Raw genomic sequence first — 25122 nt, 5'->3', positions numbered from 1 at the left:
GAGGATGACCGGTCGGTTACCCCACGAACCACGCGAGACCCCTAGGAATTGCCCCATGAGTACGAACCAGCGGCATCGGGACGTCGGAGCGTACGCGCTCGGTGTCCTCGATCCAGCGGATTCGTTCCGTTTCGAGGAACATCTGGCCGACTGCGCGACGTGCGCCGTGCGGCTCAGCGAGTTCGCCGCGCTTGAGTCGACGCTGGCCGCGTACGCCCATCCCGGCGCGGGCGCCGGCTTTGTGCAGCCCGAGCGGCCCACGCCCGGGCTGCTGGACCGGCTGCTCGACAGGGTGGAGGCCGGGCGCCGGCAGCGCGGCAGGCGCCGGATGCGGCTGGTCGCCGCGGCGGCCGCGCTGATCATCGCCGGGCCGGTGGCGACGCTGGCCCTTCAGCCGGGGGCCGCCGACGGCGACGACGACGGCGGCAGGGTGCAGCGGTACGCCGCCACCGACCCGGCCTCCGGGGTCTCGGCGTCGGTCGCGCTGAGGGACCGCGGCTGGGGGTCGGGGGTGGGGCTCGAACTCGCGCGGGTCAAAGGTCCGCTGACCTGCGAACTGATCGCCGTCGGCAAGGACGGTGAGGAGCAGACGGTGACGACCTGGGCGGTGCCGGAGGGCGGTTACGGCATGCCGGGCGTCGAGGGCCACGAGGAACCGCTGCGCACGGAGGGCGGCGCGGCACTGCGCGGCACCGAGATCGACCGCTTCGAAGTCCGCACGGTGGACGGAAGGCACCTGGTCACTGTCGAGGCGTGAGCACCGTCCAGCCCCTCCGGCGTTTTGAGGAGCGGGTCCGGGGCAGCGCCCCAGTGCCGTGCCGGACGCTATTTCAGGAGCCGCGACAACCTGCGGTCGGCGAGCGGCTTGCCGCCCGTCTGGCAGGTGGGGCAGTACTGCAAGGACGAGTCGCTGAACGACACTTCGCGGATCGTGTCGCCGCAGACCGGGCAGGGCTCCCCCGTCCGGCCGTGGACCCGTAGCCCGCTCTTCTTCTCCGCCTTCAGCCGGCCCGCCGCGACCCCACGCGTGCGCTCGACGGCCTCGGCGAGGGTGGCGCGCAGCGCCTCGTACAGGACGGTGATCTCGTCCTCGGTCAGGTTCGCGACGGGCTTGAAGGGCGACATCTTCGCCGCGTGCAGAATCTCGTCGCTGTACGCGTTGCCGATCCCGGCGATCAGGCTCTGGTCGCGCAACGCGCCCTTGAGCTGCCGCCGTTCCCCGTGCAGCAGCTCCGCGAACCGGTCGCGCCCGAAGTCGCCGGCCAGCGGGTCGGGGCCCAGGCGGGCGATGCCCGGCACGTCTGCCGGGTCGCGTACGACGTACACGGCGAGGCTCTTCTTCGTGCCGGCCTCCGTGAGGTCGAAGCCCGCGCCGTCCGCCAGGGCGACGCGCAGCGCGAGTGGCCCCTTGCCCGGGCGCGGCGGTTCGGCCGGCAGGTCGTCCTTCCAGCGGAGCCAGCCGGCGCGGGCGAGGTGGGTGACCAGGTGCAGGCCGTCGCCCGCACTGATGTCGAGGAACTTGCCGTGCCGGCCGACGGCGCTGACCGCGGCGCCCTCCAGCGCCGAGGGCGGCGGGTCGTACGTCTTGAGGACACTCACCGCGACCGGGACGACCCGCGCGATCTCCCGGCGGACCAGGTGCTCGTCGAGGAATTCCCTCAGCGCTTCGACTTCCGGCAGCTCAGGCATGTTCCCAGCCTGCCTCAGCCCGTGGCGGCCCGCAGCAGGGCTGCCAGCTCGTCGGTCATGCCTCCGGCCAGCCGGTCCAGGTCGGGGACCGCCTTGGCGTCCGCGACGAGACCGACGTGCACCTGGCCGCCGTACGTCGTCAGGGCGACGGCCAGGGACTGGCCGCGGGCCAGCGGCGCCATCGGGTAGATCGCGCGCAGCGGGCTGCCGCCCAGCGAGAGCGTGGAGCGGGGCAGCGGCACGCTCGTGACCAGTACGTCGAAGAGCATGCGGGCCGCGTTGCCCGCGATCGGGGCGCCGAACCGGTGGGCGAGTGGCGGGAGGTGATCGGCCAGTACGGCGACCGCTCCGGCGCCGCGCCCCGGCCCCTCGGCCTTGTTGCGGTCCATGGCCCGGCGCACCGAGGTGAGCCGCGCCCAGGCGTCGGACTCGGAGACGGGCAGGCCCACGAGGTACGCCGAGAGTCTGTTGCCGGAGGCGGAGGCCGCGCCGCTTCCGGGGCGGCGCCGGGACACCGGCACCAGGGCGCGCGGGTCGGCGCCGGGCAGCGGTTCCCCGCGCTCCTGCATCCACCGGCGCAGACCGCCGGCGACGACGGCGAGCAGCACATCGTTCGCTGTCCCGCCCGCCACCCTGCGGATCTTGAGTACGTCGTCGAGGGGGAGCACCGCGGTGCCGAGCCGCCGGGTGCCGCTGGATCCCGCCGCGAAGGCACTCGCGCCCCGCAGATCGAACCTGCTGGCCCGCATCAAGGACGCGCCGATGCCGACCGCCCGGCCCACCTCCTCAAGGCGGTCGCGGGCGAAGCCCACCACCTGGTGCGGTCCCGGCAGCCAGGACCGGGGCGGCACGCTGCGCTCGCGCCGGGCGCCGGCCGCTCCGGCGCCCGCGATCTGGTCGAAGATGCCGGCGCCGATGGCGACCGCGCGCATGCCGTCGGCCAGGGCGTGGTGCAGCTTGACGAGTACGGCGAACGTGCCGGACTCCGCGGCGGTCAGGACGTACATCTCCCAGGGCGGCAGGCCGCGTTCGAGCGGCTGTTCCATCAGTTCCCCGGCGATGTGGGTGGCGTGGGCCGCGAAGTCGCCGTCGGGGAGCCTGATCTGCCGGACGTGGCGGCGTACGTCGAAGTCCTTGGCGGCGGACCAGGCCGCGCCGCCGATGGGCAGCAGGACGGCGCGTACGCGCATTCTCAGCCGGGGAATCGCGGCGGCCCGCTCGGCAAGCAGCTTCGCGACGGACTCGCCGTCACACTCTCCCCCGCCCTCGAAGAAGGCGAGCGCGCCGAGATGCATGGGATGTTCGGTGGATTCGAGGTGCCAGAACGCCAGATCAAGAGGTGCCAGAAGCTCGGTGCTCAATGAGCCCTCACGTCGTCGGAGGCCGGTGGAGAGCCGCAGTCAATCCCGGACGGTCGGTTACGGTCAAGTATGTTCGAACCACGGACCGTTACCGAACGGTACGGTCAGGAGTACTCAAAGCCGGTCGGGAACGACGAATTCGCACCACACGCACTTGCCGCTCCCCCGCGACTCCACGCCCCACACGTCGGCCAGCCGGTCCACCAGCATCAGCCCCCGCCCCGACACGCCCGCCTCCCCCGCGTCCCGGCGGCGCGGCAGCGCGCTGGAGCGGTCCTCGACCTCGATCCGCAGCCTGCGCTGCACCCCGGCCAGCACGCGGGCGGTGATGACGGCTCCGCCGTCCGTGTGCATCAGCGCGTTGGTCATCAGCTCGTCGGCGGCCAGTTCGATCTCGTCCGCACGCTCGCGGGCGCCCCACGCCCGTACCGCCGCACGGACCATGTGCCGCGCCGAGCTGAGCGCTTCGGGATCGTTCTGCGCGACATGCTGCTGGAGGCGCCCGCCGGTCTGCGGTACGTCCGCGCCCCTGCGGCGCAGGAGCAGCAGCGCCACATCGTCCTCCCCGCCGCGCTCATCGACCACTTCGCAGAGTTTGTCGGCCAGCTGCTGGAGGTCGTGCGGCCCGGTGCGGACGAGGGTGGAGAGCATCCGCATGCCGTCGTCGAGGTCGGCGCCCGGAAGCTCCACGAGCCCGTCGGTGCACAGCAGCAGCGTCTGGCCGGGGTCGAGTTCGACGGTCGTGACCGGGTATTCGAGCTGCCCGAACTCCGCGGAGAGGCCGAGCGGCATGCCGCCGGCGGCGGGCAGCCTGCGGCAGCTGCCGTCGGCGTGGCGCACGAGCGGGTCGATGTGCCCGGCCCGGACCAGCTGGACCACCCCGGTCGTCAGGTCGGTCTCGGCGTACGTACAGGTGGCGAAGCGGTCGGTGTCCAGCTCGTGCAGGAAGACGGAGGCGCGGGCCATCACCGTCGCGGGGGTGTGCCCCTCGGCGGCGTACGCGCGCAGCACGATGCGCAGCTGCCCCATGACGGCGGCGGCGTGCGTGTCATGGCCCTGTACGTCGCCGATGACCGCGCCGACGCGTCCGTTGGGCAGCGGGATCACGTCGTACCAGTCGCCGCCGATGTCGCGGCCGAGGCGGGCCGAGCGGTAGCGGACGGCGATCTGCGCGCCGGGGACGGAGGGGATGCGGCGCGGCAGCATGGCCTGCTGAAGGCCGGCGGCCAGGTCCTTGTCCTGCTCGAAGAGCATGGCCCGCTGGAGGGACTGGGCGATGCTGCTGCCGAGCGCGATCAGCACGTTGCGTTCGTCGGAGGTGAACCCGATCCGGTCGCCGTAGAGCAGACCGAGCGCGCCGACCGGCCGGGCCTGGGCGATGAGCGGCAGATAGGCGGCGGAGGTGATGCCGAGCCCCCGGATGTGCGGCCACAGGACCGGATAGGAGGTGGCGAAGTCCTCGGGCGACTCGATGAAGCGGGGCGCGAGGGTACGGACCACCTCGCTCATCGGGTACTGCTCGTCGATCCGGGTGTAGCGGGTGCCGGGCACGAAGGAGCCGTCGGGGCCGTCGGCGACGAGATGGATGCGGCCGGCCTCGACCAGTCCCATCACGAGGCTGGTGGCGCCGAGGTTTTCCAGGCCCTGCGAGTCGTTGAGTACGTCGATGACGTCCTTGACGGTACGCGCGTGGGCGAGGGCGGCCGTGGTGCCCTGGACCACGCTGGTCCTGCGGCGCCGCTCCGCGTCGTGTTCGAGCCGGTCGGTGGAGTCGGCGAGCTCCTGGGTGGCGTCGCGGACGACGCCGATGATGCGGCGCGGCCTGCCGGTGGCGTCGCGGCGTACGCAGCCCTGGGTGTGGGTCCAGCGCAGGGTGCCGTCACGGCGGCGGATGCGGAAGTAGGCGCCGTACGTGACGCTGCCGTTCTTCAGTGCCTCGGAGACCAGGGCGTCGAGCCGGGCGCCCTCGGCGGGCGGCACACGGGCCCCGAGTGCCTCCGGACGGCCGGTGTATTCGTCAGGGGGCATGTCGAAAACGGCGAGAGCTGACGCGTCCATCCGCATGAGGCCGCTGTCGAGGTCCCAGTCGAATCCGCCCAGGCGGAGCTCGGGCCCGTACACCTCGAAGAAGCAGCACGCCACACCCCCTTTCCGCTCCCAGCAGCGGCAGTACTCCGCCGCCTCGCCGCCCCCTGCGCCCGCGTCCATGGGGCCACGCTAGGCGCAGCGTGCGGCGCGCGCATGCGGTACGCCGTGGGTGCGGGATCCCGCACCCACGGCGTACCAGGCGATCCTCACCGCACGCGGCGGGCCTCCAGGGGGGCTGCTCTCAGCCGTTCCTCGGTCTCCCGCGGCAGGTGGGGGGTGTGGTTGACCAGCCGGGCCGAGTTTCCGACGACCGCGATGCTGCTGGTGTTGTGCAGCAGTGCGGCGAGGACCGGATTCATGGTGCCCCCGGCGCCGGCGAGCAGGCCCAGCAGGTTGACGCCGATGGCCAAGCCGTAGTTCTGGCGTACGACACGCAGCGTGTGGCGGCTGAGTTCGACGACGGCGGCCACCTGCCGCAGGTCGTTCCCGGCGAGAGCGATGTCGGCCGTCTCCAGCGCCACGTGCGAGGAGTGCTCGCCCATGGTGATCCCCACATCGGCCAGGGCGAGGGCCGGGGCGTCGTTGGTGCCGTCGCCGACCATCGCCACCGTGTGGCCCTCGGCCTGGAGGTCGCGGATCAGCTGGAGCTTGCCCTCCGGGAGCGCGTGCGCGTGCACTTCGGTGATGCCGAGTGCGTCGGCGACGACCTGCGCGGTCTCCGGCGCGTCACCGGTGAGCAGCACCAGGCGGGACACGCCGAGGTCCCTCAGCTGCCCGATGACGGTTTCGGCGCCCGCCCGTACGGCGTCGGACACGCCGAGCATGCCTATCAGGTCCTCGTCGTGGGCCAGACAGATGACGGTCTCGCCGCCGCCGCGCAGCCGTTCCGTCCACCCCTGGGCCTCATCGGTCAGCTCGACACCGTGCCGGCGCAGCAGGGCCGGGCTGCCGACCAGCAGGCGCGTGCCGTCCAGTTCGGCCCGCATGCCCATCCCGAGAACGACCTCGCAGGCCTGGTGGATGGGAACGTGCAAGTGCTGTTCCTCGGTACGGGCGACGATGGCCTGGGCGAGCGGGTGCCGGGCGTGCAGTTCCCCGGACGCGGCCAGACTCAGCACCTCGTCGGCGCTGAACCTGTCGCTGAGGGTGACCACGCTGGTGACCAGGGGCCGTCCGAAGGTCAGCGTGCCGGTCTTGTCGAACACGACGGCCGTGACCCGCCCGATGCCCTCCAGGTGCGTTCCGCCCTTGATGAGCGTTCCGCGGCGCGCTCCGTTGCCGATCGCGGCGCTGATGGCCGTCGGCGTGGCCAGACCGGCCGCACACGGGCAGGCGATCAGCAGCATGGTCATCGCGCGTCTCGCGTCGCGGGTGAAGACGTACGTGAGAGCGGCCAGCGCGAAGGACACGGGAACGAAGCGCTGGGTGAAGCGGGTGGCCACCGTGTGGATCGGCGCCCGGTCGGCCTGTGCCTCTTCGACGCGGCTGATGATCCGGCCGACTGTGGTGTCCGGCCCGACGTAGGTGGCGCGGACGTGGAGGGAACCCGAGGTGACGATGGTGCCGGCGTAGACGTGGGAGCCGGTACGGGCGTACACGGGAAGGGCCTCACCGGTGACGGCCGCCTGGTCCACCAGGGCATCGCCCGAGACGACGTGTCCGTCGACCGGGATCCGGTGGTGCTCGTACACGGAGACCACGTCGAACGGCTCGACGTCCTCCAGAGCGACCTCTACCTCGACTCCCTCCCGTACGAGCCAGACGCGCTCCTCGCCGATGGTGAGCAGCTCCTCGATGGCGCGGCGGGTGCGGCGAAGGGTCAGGGTCTGGAGGAACTCGCCGATGTTCAGGAGCCACAGCACGGTGAGGGCCACCACGTTCTCGCGCAGCACCAGCGAGATGACCGTGGCGGCGGTGACGAGGGTGTCCGTCCCGGGAGAGCTCCGGCCGCGCAGCGAGCGCAGGGCGCCCCGGAAGAAGGGCAGGCCGGTGAAGAGCGTGACCGCTCCGAGGAAGCCCGAGGAGCCGAAGGTGATCCGTGGTCTGCGCAGCAGGCGGCGCAGTGCCACGAGGGCGAGGACCGCGCCTCCGACGACCAGCCGTGCGACCTCGCCGGTGGAGGAATCAGGTACCGACCGGGTGGGTGTGGCCGGCGCGGACGCGGGTGGGGGTTCTTCGAGAGCGGCCACCAGACGGCCGACGTCCAGGCTGTCCGGCTCGGCCCAGATCACGACGCTGCCGGTACGCGGGAAGATCCGCAGCGCGCGGAAGCCGCTGATGCCGGCCAGGCGTTCGTCGACGAGTCCCGCGCTGCCGGGGCGGGCTCGTACCCAGGGAACGGTCAGCCGCGCCCGGCCGGCGGCCACGGAGCACACCACCACGGCGGACATGGTCAGTGCTCGTGTCCGTGGTCGTGGTTGCCGGCTTTGACCGCCGAGGGCGGCGGGACCTCTTCGCCCAGGCTGGTCCGGGCCTCCGCGAGCATGTCCCCGGCCTTGAGCCGGGCCTCTTCGGCGGCCGAGGCGACCCAGCGCCCCGCGACGATGCTGTTCGCGATGCCGCCTACCAGGGCTTTGTGTGCGACCGGTTTCGCGTCGGGAAGGCGCTTGGACGCTGCCCGGATGATCAGACCGCCGACCACTCCGGAGACCGCGTAGTGCGCGAGCCGGCCGGCTGCGGCACCGGCGAGAGCCAGAGGGTGCATGAACGTCTCCTTCCGTCTGTGCCTTGCCCGAAGGGGGCGCGCGACGGACCTCCCTTCAAGTCTGCGCCCGACCGGCGTACTGGAGCCAACGGAAGCTTCCCGGGAACGGAGACTTGAACGCGTTCAACAGACCCCGTATGGTCATCGCGAGATAGATTTGAACATGTTCAACTCTTGGGGGTCCCGCGGTGTCCGTGCTGGTCAACCTGATCGTCATGCTCGGCATGCTCGTCGTCGTTCCCCTGGGACTGCGGCTCGTCCCTTCGCCCGGGCTCAGCCGCGTCCGCCGGCTGTGGCCGCTGCTCGCGGCGCCCGGGGCGGTCGCCCTGTGGCTGCCGCGCGGCGGGGTGGCGACCGCGCTGGCAGCGGTGTACGCCGCCGGAACGCTCGCCCTCGCACTGCACGCCCCGGCGCGGCTGGCCCGCACGCGGTCCCTCGCCCCGGCCGAGATCGCCGTGCTCACCGCCCTGGCGACGCCGTCGGTGGCCGGGCTCGCACTGGTCGCCGAGCGCTCGGGGCACGAACTCTTCGGCTTCGACCTCGAAATCCTGGCGCTCACCGTGCCCCACTTCCACTTCGCGGGCTTCGCCGCCGCGCTGGTCGCGGGGCTCGTCTGCCGGGTGTCCCCGGACCGCCCCGCCGGGCGGTTCGCGGCGCTGAGTGTGCCGCTCGGCACGCTGCTGGTTCTCGCCGGGTACTTCATCGACGACTGGGCCGAACTCGCGGGCGCGCTCGTACTGACCGCCGGCATGTGGGCGGTGGCGCTGCTCACCTGGCAGGACGTGCGCGACGACCGGCAGGACCGGACGACCCGCACGCTGCTCGCCGTCTCGGCCGCCGTCCTGGTCGCGACCATGCTGCTGGCCCTCAGCTGGGCGCTCGGCGAGGCGACCGGCATTCCGCACCCCAGCCTGACCTGGATGGCCGCCACCCACGGCCTCGGCAACGCCCTCGGCTTCGCACTCTGCGCACTGCTGGCCTGGCGACGACTCGACAAGGAGACCACCGCATGAGCACCTTCACCTACCCCGAGGTCGGCGCCACCCGGCAGGACACCCACCTGCCTGCCGGTTACCACCACCTTCGCCACCGCGTGCCCGTAGGCGCCGGCCGCGCCGCCTTCGAAGCGGCGGGTGCGGCCGTGACCACCTGGCGGCTGCACCGGGCGTCGGGCGTACGGGTGCGGGCGGACGCGGCGCGGGCCGAGCCCGGCGTGGCCGTCGAAGTCTCGCTCGGCGCCGGGCCACTGCGGCTGGCCGCGCCCTGCGAGGTGGTCTGGACGGCGTACGAGAACGACAGGACCGGCTTCGCGTACGGGACGACAGGCCGGCACCCGGAGCGCGGCGAGGAGTCGTTCGTCGTGGAGCTCGCGGACGACGGGACGGTGTGGTTCACCGTCACCGCCTTCAGCCGCCCGGCCCGCTGGTACAGCCGGCTCGCCGGACCCGTCGTGCCCGCCTGCCAGCTCTGGTACGCCCGCCGGCTCGGCAGGACTCTGCGACGGATCGCCGCCGGAGCGCCCGTGCGCCGATAATGGGCGTAATGGAGTGGTTCACGGAGCCCGACTACTGGCTGAGCCGGCTGGTCTTCCAGCGGGGGCTGGCCGCCGTGTACTTGGTCGCGTTCCTCACGGCGGCGCTCCAGTTCCGTGCGCTCATCGGCTCCCGCGGCATGCTGCCGGTGCCCGAGTACCTCTGGCGGGTGCCGTGGCGCGAGGCGCCGACCCTCTTCCGGCTCCACTACTCGGACCGCTTCTTCGCGGCGTGCGCCTGGGCGGGGGCAGCGCTCGCGGCGGCGCTGGTCGCGGGCGCGGCGGATCACCTGCCGCTGTGGACGGCCATGCTGATGTGGGCGGCCCTGTGGGCGCTGTACCTGTCGATCGTCAATGTCGGGCAGACCTGGTACAGCTTCGGCTGGGAGTCCCTGCTCCTGGAGGCCGGTTTCCTCGCCATCTTTCTCGGCAATGAACGCACCGCGCCGCCCGTGCTGGTGCTGTGGCTGCTGCGCTGGGTGCTGTTCCGGGTGGAGTTCGGCGCCGGGCTGATCAAAATCCGCGGCGACCGCTGCTGGCGGAAGCTGACCTGCCTGGACTTCCACCACGAGACGCAGCCGATGCCGGGCCCGCTGAGCTGGTTCTTCCACCACTTGCCGAAGCCGCTGCACCGCGTCGAGGTGGCAGCCAACCACGTGACCCAACTGCTGGTCCCGGTACTGCTCTTCACCCCGCAGCCGGTCGCGAGCGTGGCGGCCGGCCTGATGATCGTGACACAGCTGTGGCTGGTGCTCTCCGGCAACTTCGCGTGGCTGAACTGGCTGACCATCGTCCTGGCGGCGTCCGTGATCGACTTCTCGCCGTGGGTCACCGCGCCCGCCCTTCCCGCTTCCCCGCTCTGGTACGAGGTGCTGGTCACCGCCGTCACCGCGCTGCTGCTCGCCCTCAGCTACCGGCCCGCGCGCAATCTGTTCTCGCGGCGCCAGGCGATGAACCGTTCGTACGATCCGCTCCACCTGGTCAACGCGTACGGCGCTTTCGGGAGCATCAGCCGGGTCCGCCAGGAGATCGTCGTCGAAGGTACGGACGAACCTGTGGTGCACCGGGACACGGTGTGGCGCGCGTACGAGTTCAAGGGCAAGCCCGGCGATCCGCGCAGGCTGCCGCGCCAGTTCGCGCCGTACCATCTGCGCCTGGACTGGCTGATGTGGTTCGCGGCGCTGTCCCCCGTGTACGCCTACTCCTGGTTCGACCCCTTCGTGGAGCGGCTGCTCACGGGCGACCCGGCGACGCTGCGGCTGCTGCGCGTCAACCCCTTCCCCGACGCCCCGCCCACCTACGTCCGTGCCCGGGTCTACCGCTATCGCTTCACCACCTGGCGCGAACTGCGGGACACCCACGCCTGGTGGCACCGCACGCTGGTCCGCGACTTCCGGCCGCCGATGGCTCTCGCCCGCAGAGCGTCGCCCTGACAGAATCGGCCGTTCATCCGGAATCCGGAATGCGGGAGGCGGGGAGGCGGGGAGGCGGGCGGGGACATGACGGCGGGAGCGTTCGGCGCGGCCACCGGTGACGGGCCTGAGCTCGCCGTGCCCGCGGAGCGGCGGGCCGCCGAGGTGCGGGTGGCGTTCGAGGGGCTGATGCAGATCAGGCGCCTGACGAACACCGACACCGACGCCCCGGAGGCCGTCCCCGCGACCTGGGAGGTGAATCAGGTCGTACGGTCCGTGGCCCTGGCCCTGGAGGCGGCCGGCATCGCCGCCTCCGCCGTCGACGCGGCCGGCTCGCGCACCGCGACCGGCTACCGCGTCAGCGCGGGCGAACGCCCTGGGACGGCTCGTGTGGAGTGGCTGGGGCCGCCGGGGAGCGGCGCCGCCCAGGAGGAGCAGGAGGCCCTGACCGGGTGCGCTGCAGAGCTGGGCCGCCTCGGCTGGACCGCCCTGCTGTACCGCGGGCCGCGCCGACGCCGCTTCCTGGAGGTGGAACCCCCGGCCACCACCGGGAAGTGAAAGACGGCGTCCCCCTGCCGGACCGGGTCGGTCCGGCAGGGGGACGCCGTCTCATTCAGAGTTCGCTCAGTCGATTCCTGGCAGGATGTGCGGCTCCGCCAAGTCGTCTTCGTACCCCGCCAGCCTGATGGGGGCGGAACGGGACCACACTTCGAGGCTGCCCAGCTCGTCGGGCCTTCGGCGGCGGGCTTGGCCGGCCCGTTCACCGCTTTCATGGGACCGCTTGTCCTGCTTTGTCATCTCTGGCGTCACCGCGCACTCCTCTGTGTCGCGTAACCCGTCGGACTGTCGCCTCGGCCTTGGCAAGCGGCGACCGGTGGCCCGGCGGGTCAGGAAGGTTGGGGCTGTTCGGTCGCGGTGGCGCCGTTTTACTCACATTGGAGTGGCCTTGGTGAGGCTGTCCGTGCCCACCAGAGTACCCATATGAGCGCGGTTCCGCTCGATGGTTCTCGATGGGCTACGTCACCTTTCGGCCCACTGCCGTTCTTGCCGCGTTCAGCCGCAGGCCCGCGCGCCCTCGCGTTCGTGGCGACAACGCACAAATCCGGTGCGTAAGCCGCCTCCTCGGGCGTCACGCACCGGACCGGTGAACCAGCGTCCGCTTCCTACCAGTTGGCGGGTGCGTAGTCCTTGAGGAAGACGCCGAAGAGGTCTTCGCCGTCCTCGCCGCGCACGATCGGGTCGTAGACGCGGGCCGCGCCGTCGATCAGGTCGAGCGGGGCGTGGAAGCCCTCCTCGGCGAGCCGCATCTTGTCCGGGTGCGGGCGCTCGTCGGTGATCCAGCCGGTGTCGACGGCGGTCATCAGGATGCCGTCGGTCTCCAGCATCTCCTGGGCGCTGGTACGGGTGAGCATGTTCAGCGCGGCCTTGGCCATGTTGGTGTGCGGGTGACCCGCGCCCTTGTAGCCGCGGCTGAAGACGCCTTCCATCGCGGAGACGTTCACGACGTACTTGCGCTTGGCGGCGGCCGCGGCCATCGCCGGGCGCAACCTGCTGATCAGGATGAATGGCGCCGTCGAGTTGCACAGCTGTACTTCGAGCAGCTCGACCGGGTCGACCTCGGAAACCGTCTGGATCCAGCTGTTCGTGTCGTCCAGGTCCGGTACGAGCCCGCCCGCGTCGATCGCGGTGCCCGCCTCGATCCTGGCGAGCGACGTCGAGCCCGTGACCAGCGCCAGGTCGGTGACCTGCTGGGCGGTGAGGCCCTCGGGGCGGGCCGTGGGCAGAGCGAGCTGAGCGCCGGAGCCGAAGGCGCCGATGACCTCGGCGGCCGGGAGCTCACCGGCCGGCAGCGGGGCGGACTCGGCGCCGATCAGCTCGCTGTACGCGCGCGGGGAGCGGCGTACGGTCTGGGCGGCGTTGTTGATCAGGATGTCGAGCGGGCCCTCCGCCGCGACCGAGTCGGCGAGCGCGACGACCTGGGCCGGATCGCGCAGGTCGATGCCGACGATCTTGAGGCGGTTGATCCACTCGTCGCTGTCCGGCATCGCTTTGAAGCGGCGGATCGCGTCGTTCGGGAAGCGCGTGGTGATGGTGGTGTGCGCGCCGTCGCGCAGCAGCCGCAGCGCGATGTACATGCCGATCTTGGCGCGGCCGCCGGTGAGGAGGGCGCGCTTGCCGGTCAGGTCGGTGCGGGCGTCGCGGCGGGAGCGGTTCTCGGCGGCGCAGGGCTGGCACAGCTGGTGGTAGAAGGCGTCGACCTCGACGTAACGGGTCTTGCAGATGTAGCAGGAGCGCGGGCGCTGGAGTATGCCCGCGATCTCGGCGGTGGCCGAGGAGGACGGCAGGACACCCTGGGTCTCGTCGTCGATGCGCTCGGCGGAGCCGGTGGCGGTGGCGTGGGTGACAGCCCTGTCGTGGGCGGTCTTCGCGGCACGGCGCTCCTGGCGGCGGCGCTGCTTCACGGTGCGGTAGATCCCGGCGGTGGCGCGGCGTACGGCGATGGCGTCGGGGTGGTCGACATCCAGCTTGTCGAGCTCGTCGAGCACGCTCAGGCAGACGGCCATGCGGTCGGGGTCGATGCCGGGGCCGAACGTCTGGGTGGCGTCCTGGTCGTCCGGGATGTTGTCGTACGCCGCCGGACTGTCCTCTGTCATCGTCACTGCCGCTGCCGATCCTCTGTTGCTCGTGTCGCTGGCCGACGTACCGTGTGCCGGCCGCCTGCACAAGTTTGCCACGCTGAACGAGTGACCGGCCCCGGCCGCTGCGCGGGGCTCTTTCCCCGCCCCGCCGATCGCCGGACGGGGCCGGCGGGCTACGAGACCGGCTGGCCCTTGCCCAGGGCTATGACGCCGTTCCCGGAGACCGTGTAGAGCTGCGCGTCACGCTCCGGGTTCACACCGATCGTCGCCCCCGGCGGTACGTCGACGTTCTTGTCCAGTATCGAGCCCCTCACGACCGCTCCCCGCCCGATACGGACGTTGTCGTGCAGCACAGACCCCTGCACCACCGCCCCCTCCTCCACCACCACACCCGGCGAGAGCACAGACCGGGTGACCTGCCCCTGGATCACGCACCCCGCGCTCACGATCGACTCCCCCGCGATGCCGCCGGACACGAAGCGGGCCGGGGGCAGCTGCCCGGGGTGGGTGTAGACCGGCCAGCGCCGGTTGTGCAGGCTGAACTGCGGCTGCGCGGAGATGAGGTCCATATGGGCGTCGTAGTACGTGTCCAGCGTGCCGACATCGCGCCAGTAGCCGTGCTCACGCGCCGTCTCCCCCGGCACATGGTTGTCGTCGAAGTCGTAGACCTGCGCCACCCCGCTCTCGGTGAGCATGGGCAGGATCGAGCCACCCATGTCGTGCACCGAGCGCTCGTCCTCGGCGTCCCGGTGCAGGGCGTCGACGAGCACCTTGGCGGTGAACATGTAGTTGCCCATGGAGGCGAAGACACGCCGCGGGTCACCCGGCAGGCCCGGCGGGTCCGCGGGCTTCTCCAGGAACCGCTCGATCCTCGTCCCGTCGGACGCGGGCGTGATGACGCCGAAGGACGACGCCTGGCTGCGCGGGACGCGGATGCCGGCGACCGTGACGCCCGCGCCGCTCTCGATGTGGCGTCGCAGCATCTGCCGGGGATCCATGCGGTAGACGTGGTCGGCCCCGAACACCGCGATGTAGTCGGGCTGCTCGTCGTGCACGAGGTTGAGGGACTGGAGGATCGCGTCGGCGCTCCCCAGGTACCAGCGCGGGCCGAGCCGCTGCTGGGCCGGGACCGGGGTGACGTAATTGCCGAGCAGGCTGGACATCCTCCAGGTGGTCGTCACATGGCGGTCCAGCGAGTGCGACTTGTACTGCGTCAGCACGCAGTTGCGCAGGATGTCGCCGTTCACGAGGTTCGACAGGACGAAATCGACGAGCCGGTACGTGCCGCCGAACGTCACCGCCGGTTTGGCCCGGTCGGCGGTCAGCGGCATCAGCCGCTTGCCCTCCCCGCCCGCCAGTACGATCCCGAGCACCGAAGGTCCACCGCGCATCTGCGCCCCCTGCTCGTCGCTACTTGGACTTCAGAATCTCCTCGTACACCTGAACCGTGCGACGGGCCACGGCGTCCCAGCCGAACTCCCGCACCGCACGCTCCCGGCCTGCCGTGCCCATCCGCGTCGCCGTGCGCCGGTCGTCGGTCAGCCGGTTGACCGCATTGGCCAGGCCTTCCTCGAAGGCCTCGGGATCCTTCTCTTCGTACGGTACGAGCAGCCCGGTGCCGCCGTGCTCGACGACCTCGGGGATGCCGCCGACCGCCGAGGCGACGACGGGCGTGGCGCACGCCATCGCCTCCAGGTTGACGATGCCGAGCGGCTCGTACACCGACGGACAGACGAACACCGCGGCGTGTGAGAGGAGCTGGACGACCTCCGGGCGGGGCAGCATGTGCGCGATCCAGTGCACCCCGTCGCGGGTGCGGCGCAGCTCGCTGACGAGCTCGCGGAACTCCCGTTCGATCTCCGGGGTGTCGGGAGCGCCGGCGCACAGGACGAGCTGCGTGGCCGGGTCGAGGCGGCGGGCCGCGCGGAGCAGGTGGGGGACGCCCTTCTGCCGGGTGATCCGGCCGACGAAGAGGGCGTACGGACGCTCCTCGTCGATGCCGATGCGCTCCAGCACTTCCGTGTCCGGATCGGGCCGGTAGAGCGAGGTGTCGATGCCGTTGTGCACGACGCGCACCCGCTCGGGGCCGAGGGCCGGATAGCTGCTCAGGATGTCGGCGCGCATGCCGTGCGAGACGGCGATGACGGCGTCGGCCGACTCGATCGCCGTGCGCTCTGCCCAGCTGGAGAGGGCGTAGCCGCCGCCCAGTTGCTCGGCCTTCCAGGGGCGCAGAGGCTCCAGCGAGTGCGCGGTCATGACATGCGGGATGCCGTGCAGCAGCTTCCCGATGTGGCCCGCGAGGCTGGTGTACCAGGTGTGGGAGTGGACCAGGTCGCACCCTTCGAGTGCGGCGGCCATCGAGAGGTCGACGGAGAAGGCGCGCAGGGCTTCGTTGGCGTGTCCCAGTACGTCGTCGAAGCGGTGGCCCTTGACACCTTCGAGCGTGTCACCGGCGCCCCAGCAATGCACTTCGAGGTCGGTGAGGGACCGTAACTCCTGGGCCAGGAACTCGACATGGACCCCGGCGCCGCCGTACACGTCCGGTGGATACTCACGGGTGAGCAGTCCCACCTTCACCGCGGCCCTCCCGTCGTCACCGTCCCTTGATGGTCACTCAGATGCGCGCTGTGCGGAAGACCGCTGCGGAGAGTGGTCGAATACGCAGTCGCCGCACAGGCCACCGGACGGGCAACGGTAGTAGAGACAACAGCTGCGGCGGCGGAAGGCCGCACCGTCCAGCGTGCCGGTGGCGCGCAGGTCCGGGTGGCGGAAGAGCTCGGCGGCCAGCTCCAGGGCCCGCTCCCCCACCTCGGGGCGCCCGTTCTTCCGTGCCCAGGCGTGGAGCTCACGGGCGGCGCCGGCCAGCGCCGAACCCGCGTTGCCCCAGAGCAGCGGGCGTGAGATCCGTCCGTCCTGGCGGAACGCGTCCGCGAGGGGCAGGAGATGACCGTACTGAACCACCTCGCGGATGCGGTCGGCGGTGGCGGGCAGCGGGCTCGGCGGCGCCGCCAGCCACAGGTCGTGCGGCGACGTCAGGTCGGCGTTCCACCGCAGATCGTCCGGCGGGAGGTCGGGGAACTCGCCGTACAGCGCGGCCGGCCCCAGGGCGAGCGACCACAGCCGGGCGACGAGTCCCAGATGCGCGATGGAGGCGGCGACTCTGCGCTCGGGAGCGCCGAGCCGCGCCGCGACCTTGTCGACGCGGAACGTCAGCGGGGCCAGGTCACCCGCGTAGATCCGCGCGAGCGGAACGTGAGCACCGGCACCCGCACCCGCGTCGGGTGTCCGGGTGCGCAGCGCGAAAAATCCGCCCACCGACGCCGCTTCTTCCAGATCCATGTCCCTGCCCTTTCACCCGCGCAAGTTTCACACGCCGCTGTGCTGAGAGGCAGGGTCCCGGTGTCCACCCGTGGGAGGGGGAAGACAGCCGGGAGGAGGACTTCAGGGCTACTGCGTACTACGTCGGCAGTACGTCCGAATGCCTGCTCAAGGACGACGACGCGAAGGCTTTGAAGAGACATCGTGGAGTGCATGAGTGCTCTCGCGATGTCCGTGCTGCTGGCGCTGGTCTCCGCTGTCGCCTATGCGGCCGGGGCCATCGTCCAGGAGCACGTCGCGTCCACGACCCCGGCCCGCCCGTACGCCCCGCTGCGCCACGGCGCGTGGTGGGCGGCCGTGGCGCTCAACGGGTTCGGCGCGCTGCTGCATGTCGGGGCTCTGGCGTACGGGCCGCTGAGTCTGGTCCAGCCGCTGGGCGCGCTGACCATCGTGTTCGCGCTGCCGATGGCGGCTGTGTTCGTACGCCGCAGGGCGGGCGCCGCCGCCTGGCGCGGCGCGATCATGGCGTCGGCCGGGCTCGCGGGTCTGCTGTCGCTGACGGGCACGGCCGACGCACAGTCGCTGGGCGGCGGCGAGCGGCTGGCGGTGGCGCTGGTGACGTTCGGCGGGGTGGCGGTGGTGTTCCTCGTGGCGCAACGGGTGCACCGCGCCGTCGTACGCAGCATCCTGCTGGCGACGGCGGCGGGCGCCGCGTTCGGGATCGCCTCGGTGTTCACCAAGACGGTGGCTGTCGACTGGGCGGCCGCGGCCGAAGCCTGGGGAGGCCTCGGCGGACCGACCGGACAGCTGCCGAGCCTGCTGACGATCGCGGGGCTGGCGGCCGCGGGCATGATGCTCTCCCAGGCGGCGTACCGCGGCGCCGGCCTGGCCGCCCCGCTGGCCACGGTCACCGTGGTCAATCCGGTGGTCGCGGCCGCCGTGGGCATCACACTCTTCGGCGAGCACTTCAGGTACGGCGCGACGGGTACCGCTCTGGCGCTGGGCTGCGGGGTCGTCGCGGCGGGCGGGCTGATCCTGCTGACGACGGAGCGGCTCGGGGCGCACACCGGGCGGCAGCAACGGCTGCCCGCCGTACCGGTGGCGCCCGCGCCGAAGGCACTGGCTGGGGTACTTGTTCCGGCCGGGCCGCAGACGCGGCCCCGGACTCGGCCTCAGATGGTGACTCCACCCGCCCTGAGGTAGGCCAGCGGATCGACGTCCGAACCGTAGCCGGGCCCGGTACGCACCTCGAAGTGGAGGTGGGGGCCCGTGCTGTTGCCGGTGGAGCCGGAGCGGCCGATGCGCTGGCCTACCCCTACTTTCTGGCCCTCGCGGACGGTGAGCGCCGACAGGTGCGCGTACTGGCTGTACTTGCCGTCGACGTGCTGTACGACGACCTGGTAGCCGTACGCCCCGCCCCAGCCGGCCGAGACGACCCGGCCGGGAGCAACGGATTTCACGGCGGTGCCGGTGGGGACCGGGAAGTCGACGCCGGTGTGGTAGCCCTTGGCCCAGGAGGAACCGGCGGCGCGGTAGGGCGTACTGGGGCCGGTCTCGACAGGGGCGGAGAGCGCCGGGGCCCTGGTCTCCTTCTTGGCAGGCTTGGTGACGGAGGCGCGGTCGGCTCCGGCCTTCTTGCCGGTTCCCGCTTTCGCCTTCTCCTTTTCCTTTGTCCCCGGCTCGGGTCTCTTCGCGTCGCCGTCCAGGGACAGCCGCTGCCCCGGAAGAATGATGTCGGGGTCGCTGCCGACGACATCGCGGTTCGCGGTGTACAGGCTCCGCCAACCGCCTCTCACGTCCTCGGCGTCCGCGATGGCGGAGAGGGTGTCACCACTGGCCACGGTGTATGTCTCCGGGCCGGGGTCCTTGGTGCCGGGCCGGGCGGTGCCGGCCGAGGCCTTCTTGGACTGCGTCGCCGTCTTGGGGGCGGCCTTGGCCTCGGTGCTCGCGCCCGGCGCGTCGCCGCCGCGGGTCAGGCCGGCCCGTACGGAACACAGCGGCCAGGCAGTCGGTCCCTGTCCGTTGAGCACCTTCTCGGCCACGGCGATCTGCTGGTCCTTCGTGGCCAGGTCGGCGCGCCGGGCGTACGCCGTGCCGCCGTACGCCTGCCAGGTGGACTGCTTGAACTGCAGGCCGCCGTAATAGCCGTTGCCCGTATTGATCTTCCAGTCGTTGGTCGACTCGCAGGCCGCGACCTTCTCCCAGACATCCACCGACGCGGCGTCGGCCGATCCGGACGCGACCAGCGGCAGGGCTATCCCGGCTCCGCCGGCCGTGACGGTCAGCGATGCACGGTTGATACGGCTCGGCTGGTATCGGCGGTGTCGACCGGATGCGGCCATGGCTCGGTTCCCCCCACTAACGTGTCGGACACGTCGCAATCGGCAAAAATACGGCTCGCACCCGGCCATGACAAGGGCACAAACGGCTAACTCTCCACTGCCACCGGCATATTGACCTGCCTTCAATCGAATGTCGTCCGGCCGGGGCCCGGCCGGAATGCGGAGCGGGCCACGCGGCGTGAGGATCGATGAACAGCCGGGTCCGTTGGTACGTATCCCTACGGACGCGGACGCAGACACGGACACCCCCAGGAGCTCACGCATGAGTGGTAAGGCCCAGATCGGTGTAACGGGGCTCGCGGTAATGGGCAGCAACCTCGCCCGCAACTTCGCGCGCAATGGCTTCACCGTCGCGCTGCACAACCGCACGGCGGCCAAGACGCACGCCCTCGTCGAGGAATTCGGAGACGAGGGCACGTTTGTTCCTGCCGAAAAGGCCGAGGACTTCGTGGCCGCCCTCGAGCGACCGCGCCGCCTGGTCGTCATGGTGAAGGCGGGCGACCCGACGGACGCGGTGATCCAGGAATTCGCGCCGCTGCTGGAGCCGGGTGACGTGATCATCGACGGCGGCAACGCGCACTTCGAGGACACCAGGCGCCGGGAGAAGGAGATGCGGGAGTTCGGCATCCACTTCGTCGGTACGGGCATCTCGGGCGGCGAGGAGGGCGCGCTGCACGGCCCGAGCATCATGCCAGGCGGCTCGGCCGAGTCGTACCGATCACTCGCCCCACTGCTGGAGAAGATCGCCGCGAAGGCGAAGGACGGCACGCCGTGCGTCACCCACATCGGTCCTGACGGCGCGGGCCACTTCGTCAAGATGGTCCACAACGGCATCGAGTACGCCGACATGCAGCTGATCGCCGAGGCGTACCACCTGCTGCGGGCCGTCGCGGGATACAGCCCCGAGCAGATCTCCAGGACCTTCCGCTCGTGGAACACCGGCCGGCTCGACTCGTACCTGATCGAGATCACCGCCGAGGTGCTGGCCCACATCGACGACACCACCGACAAGCCCTTCGTCGACGTCGTCGCGGACGAGGCCGAGCAGAAGGGCACGGGACGGTGGACGGTTCAGATCGCGCTCGATCTGGGCGTGCCGGTTTCGGGCATCGCGGAGGCGGTCTTCGCCCGCTCCGTGTCCGGGCACACGGATCTGCGACGGGCCTCGCGCGGGCTGCCGGGGCCGACGGCGGCGCCGCTGGGCGAGGCCGAGGCGGCCGCCTTCGCCGACCAGGTCGAGCAGGCTCTCTACGCGTCCAAGATCGTGTCGTACACGCAGGGCTTCCACCAGATCCGGGCAGGCAGCGAGACGTACGACTGGGACATCGACCTCGGTGGCGTCGCCTCGATCTGGCGCTCGGGCTGCATCATCCGGGCGGCGTTCCTCGACCGGATCAGGGCCGCGTACGACGCCGAACCCGGGCTGGTGAGCCTGCTCTCCGACAAGGGGTTCGCCGAGGAGATCGGTGCGGCGCAGGACGACTGGCGCGCGGTGGTGGTGGCCGCCGCGTTGCGGGGTGTGCCGACGCCGGGCTTCTCGGCGGCGCTCGCGTACTACGACGCGCTGCGCGCGGAGCGGCTGCCCGCGGCCCTCACGCAGGGGCAGCGCGACTTCTTCGGCGCGCACACCTACCGGCGCACCGACCGCGAGGGTTCGTTCCACACCCTCTGGGGCGGTGACCGGTCGGAAGTGCGCACCGGCTGATCAGACCCCCCTCGGTCCGGGCTGCGGCTCCGGCTCGGGTACGGGATCGGGCCCCGGCGGCTTCGGGATGGGATCGGGCGCCGGACCGGGCGGAACCGGACCCGGACCGGGGGCCGGAGGCGGCGTCGGGGTCGGGGTCGGGGTCGGGCCGGGGGCGGGACCGGGCTCCGGACCGGGAGCGGGGCCGGGGCCGGGCAGGGGGCCCGGGTCGGGCAGTGGGCCGGGACCGGGACCCGGGGCGGGGGGCGGCGTAACGGGATCGGCGTAAGGCTGTGTCATCACTGGCCTCCTGCGAGAGTCACTGTGTGACGGGACTGTGTGACGGATTCAAGACCCACTTTCTCCCCGTGCGGCTGCCCGCGCCCGCCGGGAGCACACATCAGGAACCCGTACGGCCGCCTGCTGCCGCGCGCAGTCCGAGCTGCGCCGGCCCCGCCGGAGCTAAGCCGTGACCGAGGCCGCTTCTGAGCGCCGGCACGGGCGTGAGGGCTCCTGCGGGTGTCGCTGCCCGGCACGGGCTCGGAGGGGTCGGCGCCGAGCGCGACGATCCGGTTTCCGGCGTCGACATGCACGATCCGCGGCTCCAGGGCGCGCGCCTCGGCGTCGTCGACCTGGGCGTAACTGATGAGGATGACCAGGTCACCGGGGTGGACCAGGTGAGCGGCGGCCCCGTTGATGCCGATGACACCCGAGCCGCGCTCGCCTTCGATGACGTACGTCTCCAGGCGCGCGCCGTTGGTGATGTCGACGATGTGGACGAGCTCCCCGGGGAGCAGGTCGGCCGCCTCCATCAGCGCGGCGTCGACGGTGACGGAGCCGACGTAATGAAGGTCGGCCTCTGTCACGGTGGCACGGTGGATCTTGGACTTGAACATTGTGCGAAACATGAACAAACTCCCGAAATGTCTGCTCCCTGCCTGCTTACTGCCGGTCAAGGGCGTTCTTCACTGTACAACGGCACCCGTTGGACTCGTAGATCGTACGGAACATGGGTTCACGCTCGCGAGCAGGCTCCCTGCCTGCTACCAGGCTGCTGTAAGGCCGCCGACCAGGCACCTGTTTCGGAAGACCGCCTCGGGAGTTCGGGGGACTGATGCTGATCAGATGCTGACTTACCTGACGACACATCAGGTGCATTGGGGGCACGTGACGACTCGATGCCCGAGAGCACCTAATGCAGCACGGAGAGATTCCGCGACGAACTCACGCAGGCGGCGTGCTTCGCGTCGTCCCAGTAGATGTCCGGGATCTTCAGTTCTGCCACCGGGAAGCCCCCAACGCTCTCGTGACCAGTGATCTGTCTCGTGCCGTTGCCACGGCGGGGCGACCGAACGCTCAACTCTCTGCCCGGCCATCACGATCAGCGCCAAGAGTCTCCCATGGCATAGCAGGCTGGGCAGGGAGCCGGGAAAGGGTCAGCAGTAGATCGTCGCGTCGGTACTCGATTCCGGCTGCCAGCAGGACGCGGGTGTGCTGGTCGAGTGCTTCGATGAGACTGTCCGGCAGGCCGACGGCGCGGTGTGGTCACCGCCGCGGACGCGTGCTGTGCGTTCCTGCTCTTCGGTCTCGCGGAGCAGCTCCTGCTGCTGTGAGCGGCCCGCCGCCACCACCGCCTGCAGCGCTGGGACACGGTCGGCGAGGGCGGTGAAGTATTCAAGAAGCTCGGAGTGCATGCGTGAGCGGTCTCCCCACCAGGTGTCGTACCAGGCAGCGGCCGCAGCGATCTTCTCCGCGCGCACCTCACCATCATGAGGAAGAGGGGAGGCATACCAGCCCTGGGCGATCAAGTCCTGCAGCCGCTGGCAGAACCACCCTTCGAAGGTGTCGGCGTCATGCTCGGCGATGTAGGCAAGTACCTGGCCCGCTCTCCACTGGTTGTGCTGCGCCAAGTGATCGCCGCACCCTGTGAATGTCGCTGCGCCACGCAGCCTGCCAGTCAGGGGGCAGGGTGGGTCCGTGCCCGTGCGCCCATGTCGAAGCTGACCGCTGCGCTCGCGGCGATGGCAGGTTCGGCATGGACGAGCAGCCGATGCATGACGTCATCCGCCTCGCGGTGGAAAAGCATATCCAGACGGGCCGTGGCCTCCGCCCCCATCGAGTCGATCACCAGCTCCCCCGTCCGGTCCACCACGCCGCGCGCAAGGACCGCACTGATAGCAGCCGGCCGGGTGCGAGCGTCGTCCAGGGCTGCACACAGCACGGCCAGCGGCACTGCGTCGGGGTCTGTAGTGAGCCATTGCGTCAAGGCGATGCCCAGCAGCGTGCTGCATCCCGACGCGGCCGCCTCTCGGTACCAGGCAGCCGGGTCGGCCATCAGTTCGCCCATGCGGACGGCCGTCAGATGACCGGCGTAGTCGCCGACCAGGTGTGCCTGTTCAGCCAGTTCATCGAAGCGGACCACTCCTGCGGCAGGACCCAGGTCCGCCAGCTTTGTTCCAAGGCTGCGGCGTGGGAGGAAACCTGCTCAGCAGCGGTTTCGTAGCCGTCTGTGAAGTCGATGCCTCCCCACTCGCAGAAGGACTGCAGATCGGGCTCGATGTCGAAGACGGGCAGCTCATATCCGGCCGCGCGGGCGCGGCTGCGGATGTGGGCGAGTGCTCGGTGAGCACGCAGCGCTGTGCCTGCACTGCGCTGCAGGAGCGGGTGGAGGGTGTCCAGGATGCGGCGGCCTCCCTCGGCACCATACTGCGTCTGCTTGGTCGAGGGAGTCTGGCTGTTGAGGGCGACTGAGGCCGAGACGGACCCATCCCAGCGCCATGTCCAGTAGCACGATCAGCGCGCGGGGCAGGCAGGACACTTTGTCACCGCCGGACGCATCGCTGGTCAAGAGCAGTACTACTTGCTCCCACAAGCGGAGCAGGCCGGATAGATTGCCTGCGGCATCGATGCCGTGGGCGACGGTGACCGTGTTCAGCGCGCCGGGGTCCTGCCCGTTCCCTGACACCTCGACGCTGAAGATGCCGGCCACAGCTTCGGTGGCCACGCACCACTGTTCTTCGGCTCTGCAGTAGTTGCGGATCCAGTCGAGCACAGCACGCAGCAGACGCGTACGGATGTCGAGGGACGTGCCGAAGTCGGGATCGATGACACCGGCCAAGTCGCTGAGCACCCGCAGCGGATGATCCGGGGTGGAGCTGCGGCGTCGCCTGTCACTCACGGCCAAGGCCAGCAGGCCCGCGATCGCTTCAGGCAGCAGGAACTGACGTGCGCTCTGGATCAGTTGGCGGACCGCTGCGTCACCGATGCAGTCGACAGCTACCCGTATGCCTGGGCCGGTTCCCGGGGAGCCGCCAGGACGACCAAGGCCGCGTTGGTGGCGAACTCGGCTGCGGACGCGTCCAGACGTGCGTACCGCGCGGCCACGGCGAAAGTGTTGGTGTCCCAGGACGTGGCGGCTGGCAGCGATCGGACCCACGTCTTAGCCTGGTCCCGCGCCCGTTGGGAAGATGACACCTCGGCCGCGGACATCACCGCCAACGCCGGGCTCAGCGCATGGTCGGGGAAGGCTGCCGCCAGCGTGGCCCGCGGTCGTCGAACTGGTGTGGTGAAGAACCAGCGTGCCACCAGCGCCGCTCGCAGGGCTGGCTGCAAGTGCCAGATATCGTCGCGGCACTCCACCAGGCCGTTGTGCGCAAGACCCTCAACCATGCCCGACAGCTCAGCCGGAGCCACCCCAACCAAGGGTGCGAGTGCGTACAGCGTCTCTGGTGATGCGCCCCCCAGCGCGGCCACGCAGGCGAGCGCTTCCAGCATCCTGTGCGAGGAGGTCACCTCGCGAAGGTACCTCTCGACGTGCGCCACATGCGCCCTGCCATTGAAGACGTCCCGGCCTTGCCGCGGGCCAGCGACTCGCACCACACCAGCGCCCAACCCGGCCGGCCGTCCGCCTGATCGAGTACCGCGGCCCGGACACGGTGCCCGGTGACCCCTGCGGACGTCACCAGGACGTTCATCTCCGCCCGTTCAAGGAGGCCCACGTCGACGACTACCGCTTCGGGCAGCCATCCGCTTTCTCAAGCCGGTCCGGCCAGGTCGTCGTCACCACGGAGAACGCCGAACCCGTCTGCTGACGCGCATGCCTCAGGGCACGTACCGCATCAGGGTGAGCATGAGCATCGTCCACGACCCCTGCTCCCGGTGTCGTCAGCAGCAGGTCGTCATGCAGATGGTCCAGCGGCGGGTTCGAAGTACACCGCTCGATCACCCAACTGACCGGTCAGCCGTGTTTTCCCCACTCCCGGGACACCGACGACCACCACGTCACGGCCAGCACCGACCGCGGCATAGAGGGCATCGACCTCCTCCTGCCTGCCCACCAGCGGGGGCAGGCATA

The 25122-nt window shown here is 70.9% G+C and carries 21 protein-coding genes and 1 pseudogene; 7 read left to right on the top strand and 15 right to left on the bottom strand.

Annotation, left to right across the window (positions count from 1 at the left end; translation table 11 throughout):
* The first annotated feature begins 55 nt into the window (after positions 1 to 55).
* Positions 56 to 757 (top strand): zf-HC2 domain-containing protein, encoded by a 702-nt coding sequence (locus tag J7E96_RS35680; RefSeq protein ID WP_215137881.1) that lies wholly within the window; start codon positions 56 to 58, stop codon positions 755 to 757.
* Between the two features lie 68 nt (positions 758 to 825).
* On the opposite strand, the gene J7E96_RS35675 is transcribed toward J7E96_RS35680, so the two are convergent.
* The 5 genes from J7E96_RS35675 to J7E96_RS35655 form a co-directional block, all read right to left on the bottom strand.
* The gene (locus tag J7E96_RS35675) at positions 826 to 1689 is read right to left on the bottom strand and encodes an Fpg/Nei family DNA glycosylase (RefSeq protein ID WP_215137879.1); all 864 of its coding nucleotides are present in this window, start codon (positions 1687 to 1689) and stop codon (positions 826 to 828) included.
* A 14-nt stretch (positions 1690 to 1703) separates the two neighbouring features.
* Entirely contained in the window at positions 1704 to 3050 is a 1347-nt protein-coding gene (locus tag J7E96_RS35670; RefSeq protein WP_215137876.1) for a wax ester/triacylglycerol synthase family O-acyltransferase, read from the bottom strand.
* Between the two features lie 114 nt (positions 3051 to 3164).
* Positions 3165 to 5258 carry a SpoIIE family protein phosphatase gene (locus tag J7E96_RS35665; RefSeq protein WP_215137874.1) on the bottom strand — a complete coding sequence of 698 codons (2094 nt, stop codon included), beginning with the start codon at positions 5256 to 5258 and terminating at the stop codon, positions 3165 to 3167.
* Between the two features lie 86 nt (positions 5259 to 5344).
* On the bottom strand, positions 5345 to 7528 hold the full coding sequence (locus tag J7E96_RS35660; RefSeq protein WP_215137872.1) for a cation-translocating P-type ATPase: 2184 nt from the start codon (positions 7526 to 7528) through the stop codon (positions 5345 to 5347).
* A 2-nt stretch (positions 7529 to 7530) separates the two neighbouring features.
* Complete coding sequence (locus J7E96_RS35655) at positions 7531 to 7842, bottom strand: DUF1490 family protein (RefSeq protein ID WP_215137870.1); 312 nt, start codon at positions 7840 to 7842, stop codon at positions 7531 to 7533.
* 188 nt (positions 7843 to 8030) lie between these two features.
* Here J7E96_RS35655 and J7E96_RS35650 point away from each other — a divergent pair, with 188 nt between their 5' ends.
* The 4 genes from J7E96_RS35650 to J7E96_RS35635 all read left to right on the top strand — a co-directional run bounded on the left by J7E96_RS35650 (position 8031) and on the right by J7E96_RS35635 (position 11343).
* Positions 8031 to 8855 carry a YndJ family protein gene (locus tag J7E96_RS35650; RefSeq protein ID WP_215137868.1) on the top strand — a complete coding sequence of 275 codons (825 nt, stop codon included), beginning with the start codon at positions 8031 to 8033 and terminating at the stop codon, positions 8853 to 8855.
* A complete protein-coding gene (locus J7E96_RS35645) occupies positions 8852 to 9376 on the top strand; it encodes a DUF1990 family protein (RefSeq protein WP_215137866.1) in 525 nt (174 codons plus the stop codon). The genes J7E96_RS35650 and J7E96_RS35645 overlap by 4 nt, the downstream gene beginning before the upstream one ends.
* An 8-nt stretch (positions 9377 to 9384) precedes the next feature.
* The gene (locus J7E96_RS35640) at positions 9385 to 10806 is read left to right on the top strand and encodes a lipase maturation factor family protein (RefSeq protein WP_215137863.1); all 1422 of its coding nucleotides are present in this window, start codon (positions 9385 to 9387) and stop codon (positions 10804 to 10806) included.
* 66 nt (positions 10807 to 10872) lie between these two features.
* Positions 10873 to 11343 carry a hypothetical protein gene (locus J7E96_RS35635; protein WP_215137862.1) on the top strand — a complete coding sequence of 157 codons (471 nt, stop codon included), beginning with the start codon at positions 10873 to 10875 and terminating at the stop codon, positions 11341 to 11343.
* A 66-nt stretch (positions 11344 to 11409) separates the two neighbouring features.
* Here the strand turns inward: J7E96_RS35635 and J7E96_RS35630 are convergent, their stop codons facing one another.
* From J7E96_RS35630 to J7E96_RS35610, 5 genes are all read right to left on the bottom strand, one after another.
* Positions 11410 to 11595, bottom strand: coding sequence for a hypothetical protein (locus tag J7E96_RS35630; protein ID WP_215137921.1), 186 nt, complete (start codon positions 11593 to 11595; stop codon positions 11410 to 11412).
* Positions 11596 to 11948: 353 nt separating this feature from the next.
* Positions 11949 to 13445, bottom strand: coding sequence for an SDR family NAD(P)-dependent oxidoreductase (locus J7E96_RS35625; RefSeq protein ID WP_374196758.1), 1497 nt, complete (start codon positions 13443 to 13445; stop codon positions 11949 to 11951).
* 152 nt (positions 13446 to 13597) lie between these two features.
* On the bottom strand, positions 13598 to 14815 hold the full coding sequence (gene glgC, locus J7E96_RS35620) for a glucose-1-phosphate adenylyltransferase (protein ID WP_215137860.1): 1218 nt from the start codon (positions 14813 to 14815) through the stop codon (positions 13598 to 13600).
* Positions 14816 to 14834: 19 nt separating this feature from the next.
* Positions 14835 to 16001, bottom strand: coding sequence for a glycogen synthase (gene glgA, locus J7E96_RS35615; protein ID WP_215137859.1), 1167 nt, complete (start codon positions 15999 to 16001; stop codon positions 14835 to 14837).
* A 33-nt stretch (positions 16002 to 16034) separates the two neighbouring features.
* On the bottom strand, positions 16035 to 16763 hold the full coding sequence (locus J7E96_RS35610) for a (2Fe-2S)-binding protein (protein WP_215137857.1): 729 nt from the start codon (positions 16761 to 16763) through the stop codon (positions 16035 to 16037).
* A 192-nt stretch (positions 16764 to 16955) separates the two neighbouring features.
* Between J7E96_RS35610 and J7E96_RS35605 the strand changes: the two genes are divergently transcribed.
* Entirely contained in the window at positions 16956 to 17945 is a 990-nt protein-coding gene (locus J7E96_RS35605; protein ID WP_215137856.1) for a DMT family transporter, read from the top strand.
* Here J7E96_RS35605 and J7E96_RS35600 read toward each other — a convergent pair.
* Positions 17915 to 19084 (bottom strand): transglycosylase family protein, encoded by a 1170-nt coding sequence (locus tag J7E96_RS35600; protein WP_215137854.1) that lies wholly within the window; start codon positions 19082 to 19084, stop codon positions 17915 to 17917. The genes J7E96_RS35605 and J7E96_RS35600 overlap by 31 nt on opposite strands.
* Before the next feature lie 262 nt (positions 19085 to 19346).
* Between J7E96_RS35600 and gndA the strand changes: the two genes are divergently transcribed.
* Positions 19347 to 20789, top strand: a complete 1443-nt coding sequence (gene gndA / locus J7E96_RS35595) for an NADP-dependent phosphogluconate dehydrogenase (RefSeq protein WP_215137852.1) — start codon at positions 19347 to 19349, stop codon at positions 20787 to 20789.
* 479 nt (positions 20790 to 21268) lie between these two features.
* Here the strand turns inward: gndA and panD are convergent.
* The 4 genes and pseudogenes from panD to J7E96_RS35575 all read right to left on the bottom strand — a co-directional run.
* Positions 21269 to 21676, bottom strand: a pseudogene (gene panD, locus J7E96_RS35590) (aspartate 1-decarboxylase); the annotation flags it as partial.
* A gap of 528 nt (positions 21677 to 22204) precedes the next feature.
* Positions 22205 to 22678, bottom strand: coding sequence for a hypothetical protein (locus tag J7E96_RS35585; RefSeq protein ID WP_215137850.1), 474 nt, complete (start codon positions 22676 to 22678; stop codon positions 22205 to 22207).
* 47 nt (positions 22679 to 22725) lie between these two features.
* Entirely contained in the window at positions 22726 to 23190 is a 465-nt protein-coding gene (locus tag J7E96_RS35580) for a hypothetical protein (RefSeq protein WP_215137848.1), read from the bottom strand.
* 854 nt (positions 23191 to 24044) lie between these two features.
* Positions 24045 to 24560 (bottom strand): hypothetical protein, encoded by a 516-nt coding sequence (locus tag J7E96_RS35575; protein WP_215137846.1) that lies wholly within the window; start codon positions 24558 to 24560, stop codon positions 24045 to 24047.
* Positions 24561 to 25122: the final 562 nt, after the last annotated feature.

Origin of the sequence: Streptomyces sp. ISL-96, assembly GCF_018614035.1 — a bacterium.
Lineage (GTDB): Bacteria > Actinomycetota > Actinomycetes > Streptomycetales > Streptomycetaceae > Streptomyces.
This window is presented reverse-complemented; position numbering and strand designations above follow the sequence as displayed.

Bases quoted from the DNA above. Each gene is read 5' to 3' on its own strand.
- J7E96_RS35680 (WP_215137881.1), top strand. From the start codon at position 56: ATGAGTACGAACCAGCGGCATCGGGACGTCGGAGCGTACGCGCTCGGT.
- J7E96_RS35675 (WP_215137879.1), bottom strand. From the start codon at position 1,689: ATGCCTGAGCTGCCGGAAGTCGAAGCGCTGAGGGAATTCCTCGACGAG.
- J7E96_RS35665 (WP_215137874.1), bottom strand. From the start codon at position 5,258: ATGGACGCGGGCGCAGGGGGCGGCGAGGCGGCGGAGTACTGCCGCTGC.
- J7E96_RS35660 (WP_215137872.1), bottom strand. From the start codon at position 7,528: ATGTCCGCCGTGGTGGTGTGCTCCGTGGCCGCCGGCCGGGCGCGGCTG.
- J7E96_RS35655 (WP_215137870.1), bottom strand. From the start codon at position 7,842: ATGCACCCTCTGGCTCTCGCCGGTGCCGCAGCCGGCCGGCTCGCGCAC.
- J7E96_RS35645 (WP_215137866.1), top strand. From the start codon at position 8,852: ATGAGCACCTTCACCTACCCCGAGGTCGGCGCCACCCGGCAGGACACC.
- J7E96_RS35640 (WP_215137863.1), top strand. From the start codon at position 9,385: ATGGAGTGGTTCACGGAGCCCGACTACTGGCTGAGCCGGCTGGTCTTC.
- J7E96_RS35635 (WP_215137862.1), top strand. From the start codon at position 10,873: ATGACGGCGGGAGCGTTCGGCGCGGCCACCGGTGACGGGCCTGAGCTC.
- glgC (WP_215137860.1), bottom strand. From the start codon at position 14,815: ATGCGCGGTGGACCTTCGGTGCTCGGGATCGTACTGGCGGGCGGGGAG.
- J7E96_RS35610 (WP_215137857.1), bottom strand. From the start codon at position 16,763: ATGGATCTGGAAGAAGCGGCGTCGGTGGGCGGATTTTTCGCGCTGCGC.
- J7E96_RS35605 (WP_215137856.1), top strand. From the start codon at position 16,956: ATGAGTGCTCTCGCGATGTCCGTGCTGCTGGCGCTGGTCTCCGCTGTC.
- J7E96_RS35600 (WP_215137854.1), bottom strand. From the start codon at position 19,084: ATGGCCGCATCCGGTCGACACCGCCGATACCAGCCGAGCCGTATCAAC.
- gndA (WP_215137852.1), top strand. From the start codon at position 19,347: ATGAGTGGTAAGGCCCAGATCGGTGTAACGGGGCTCGCGGTAATGGGC.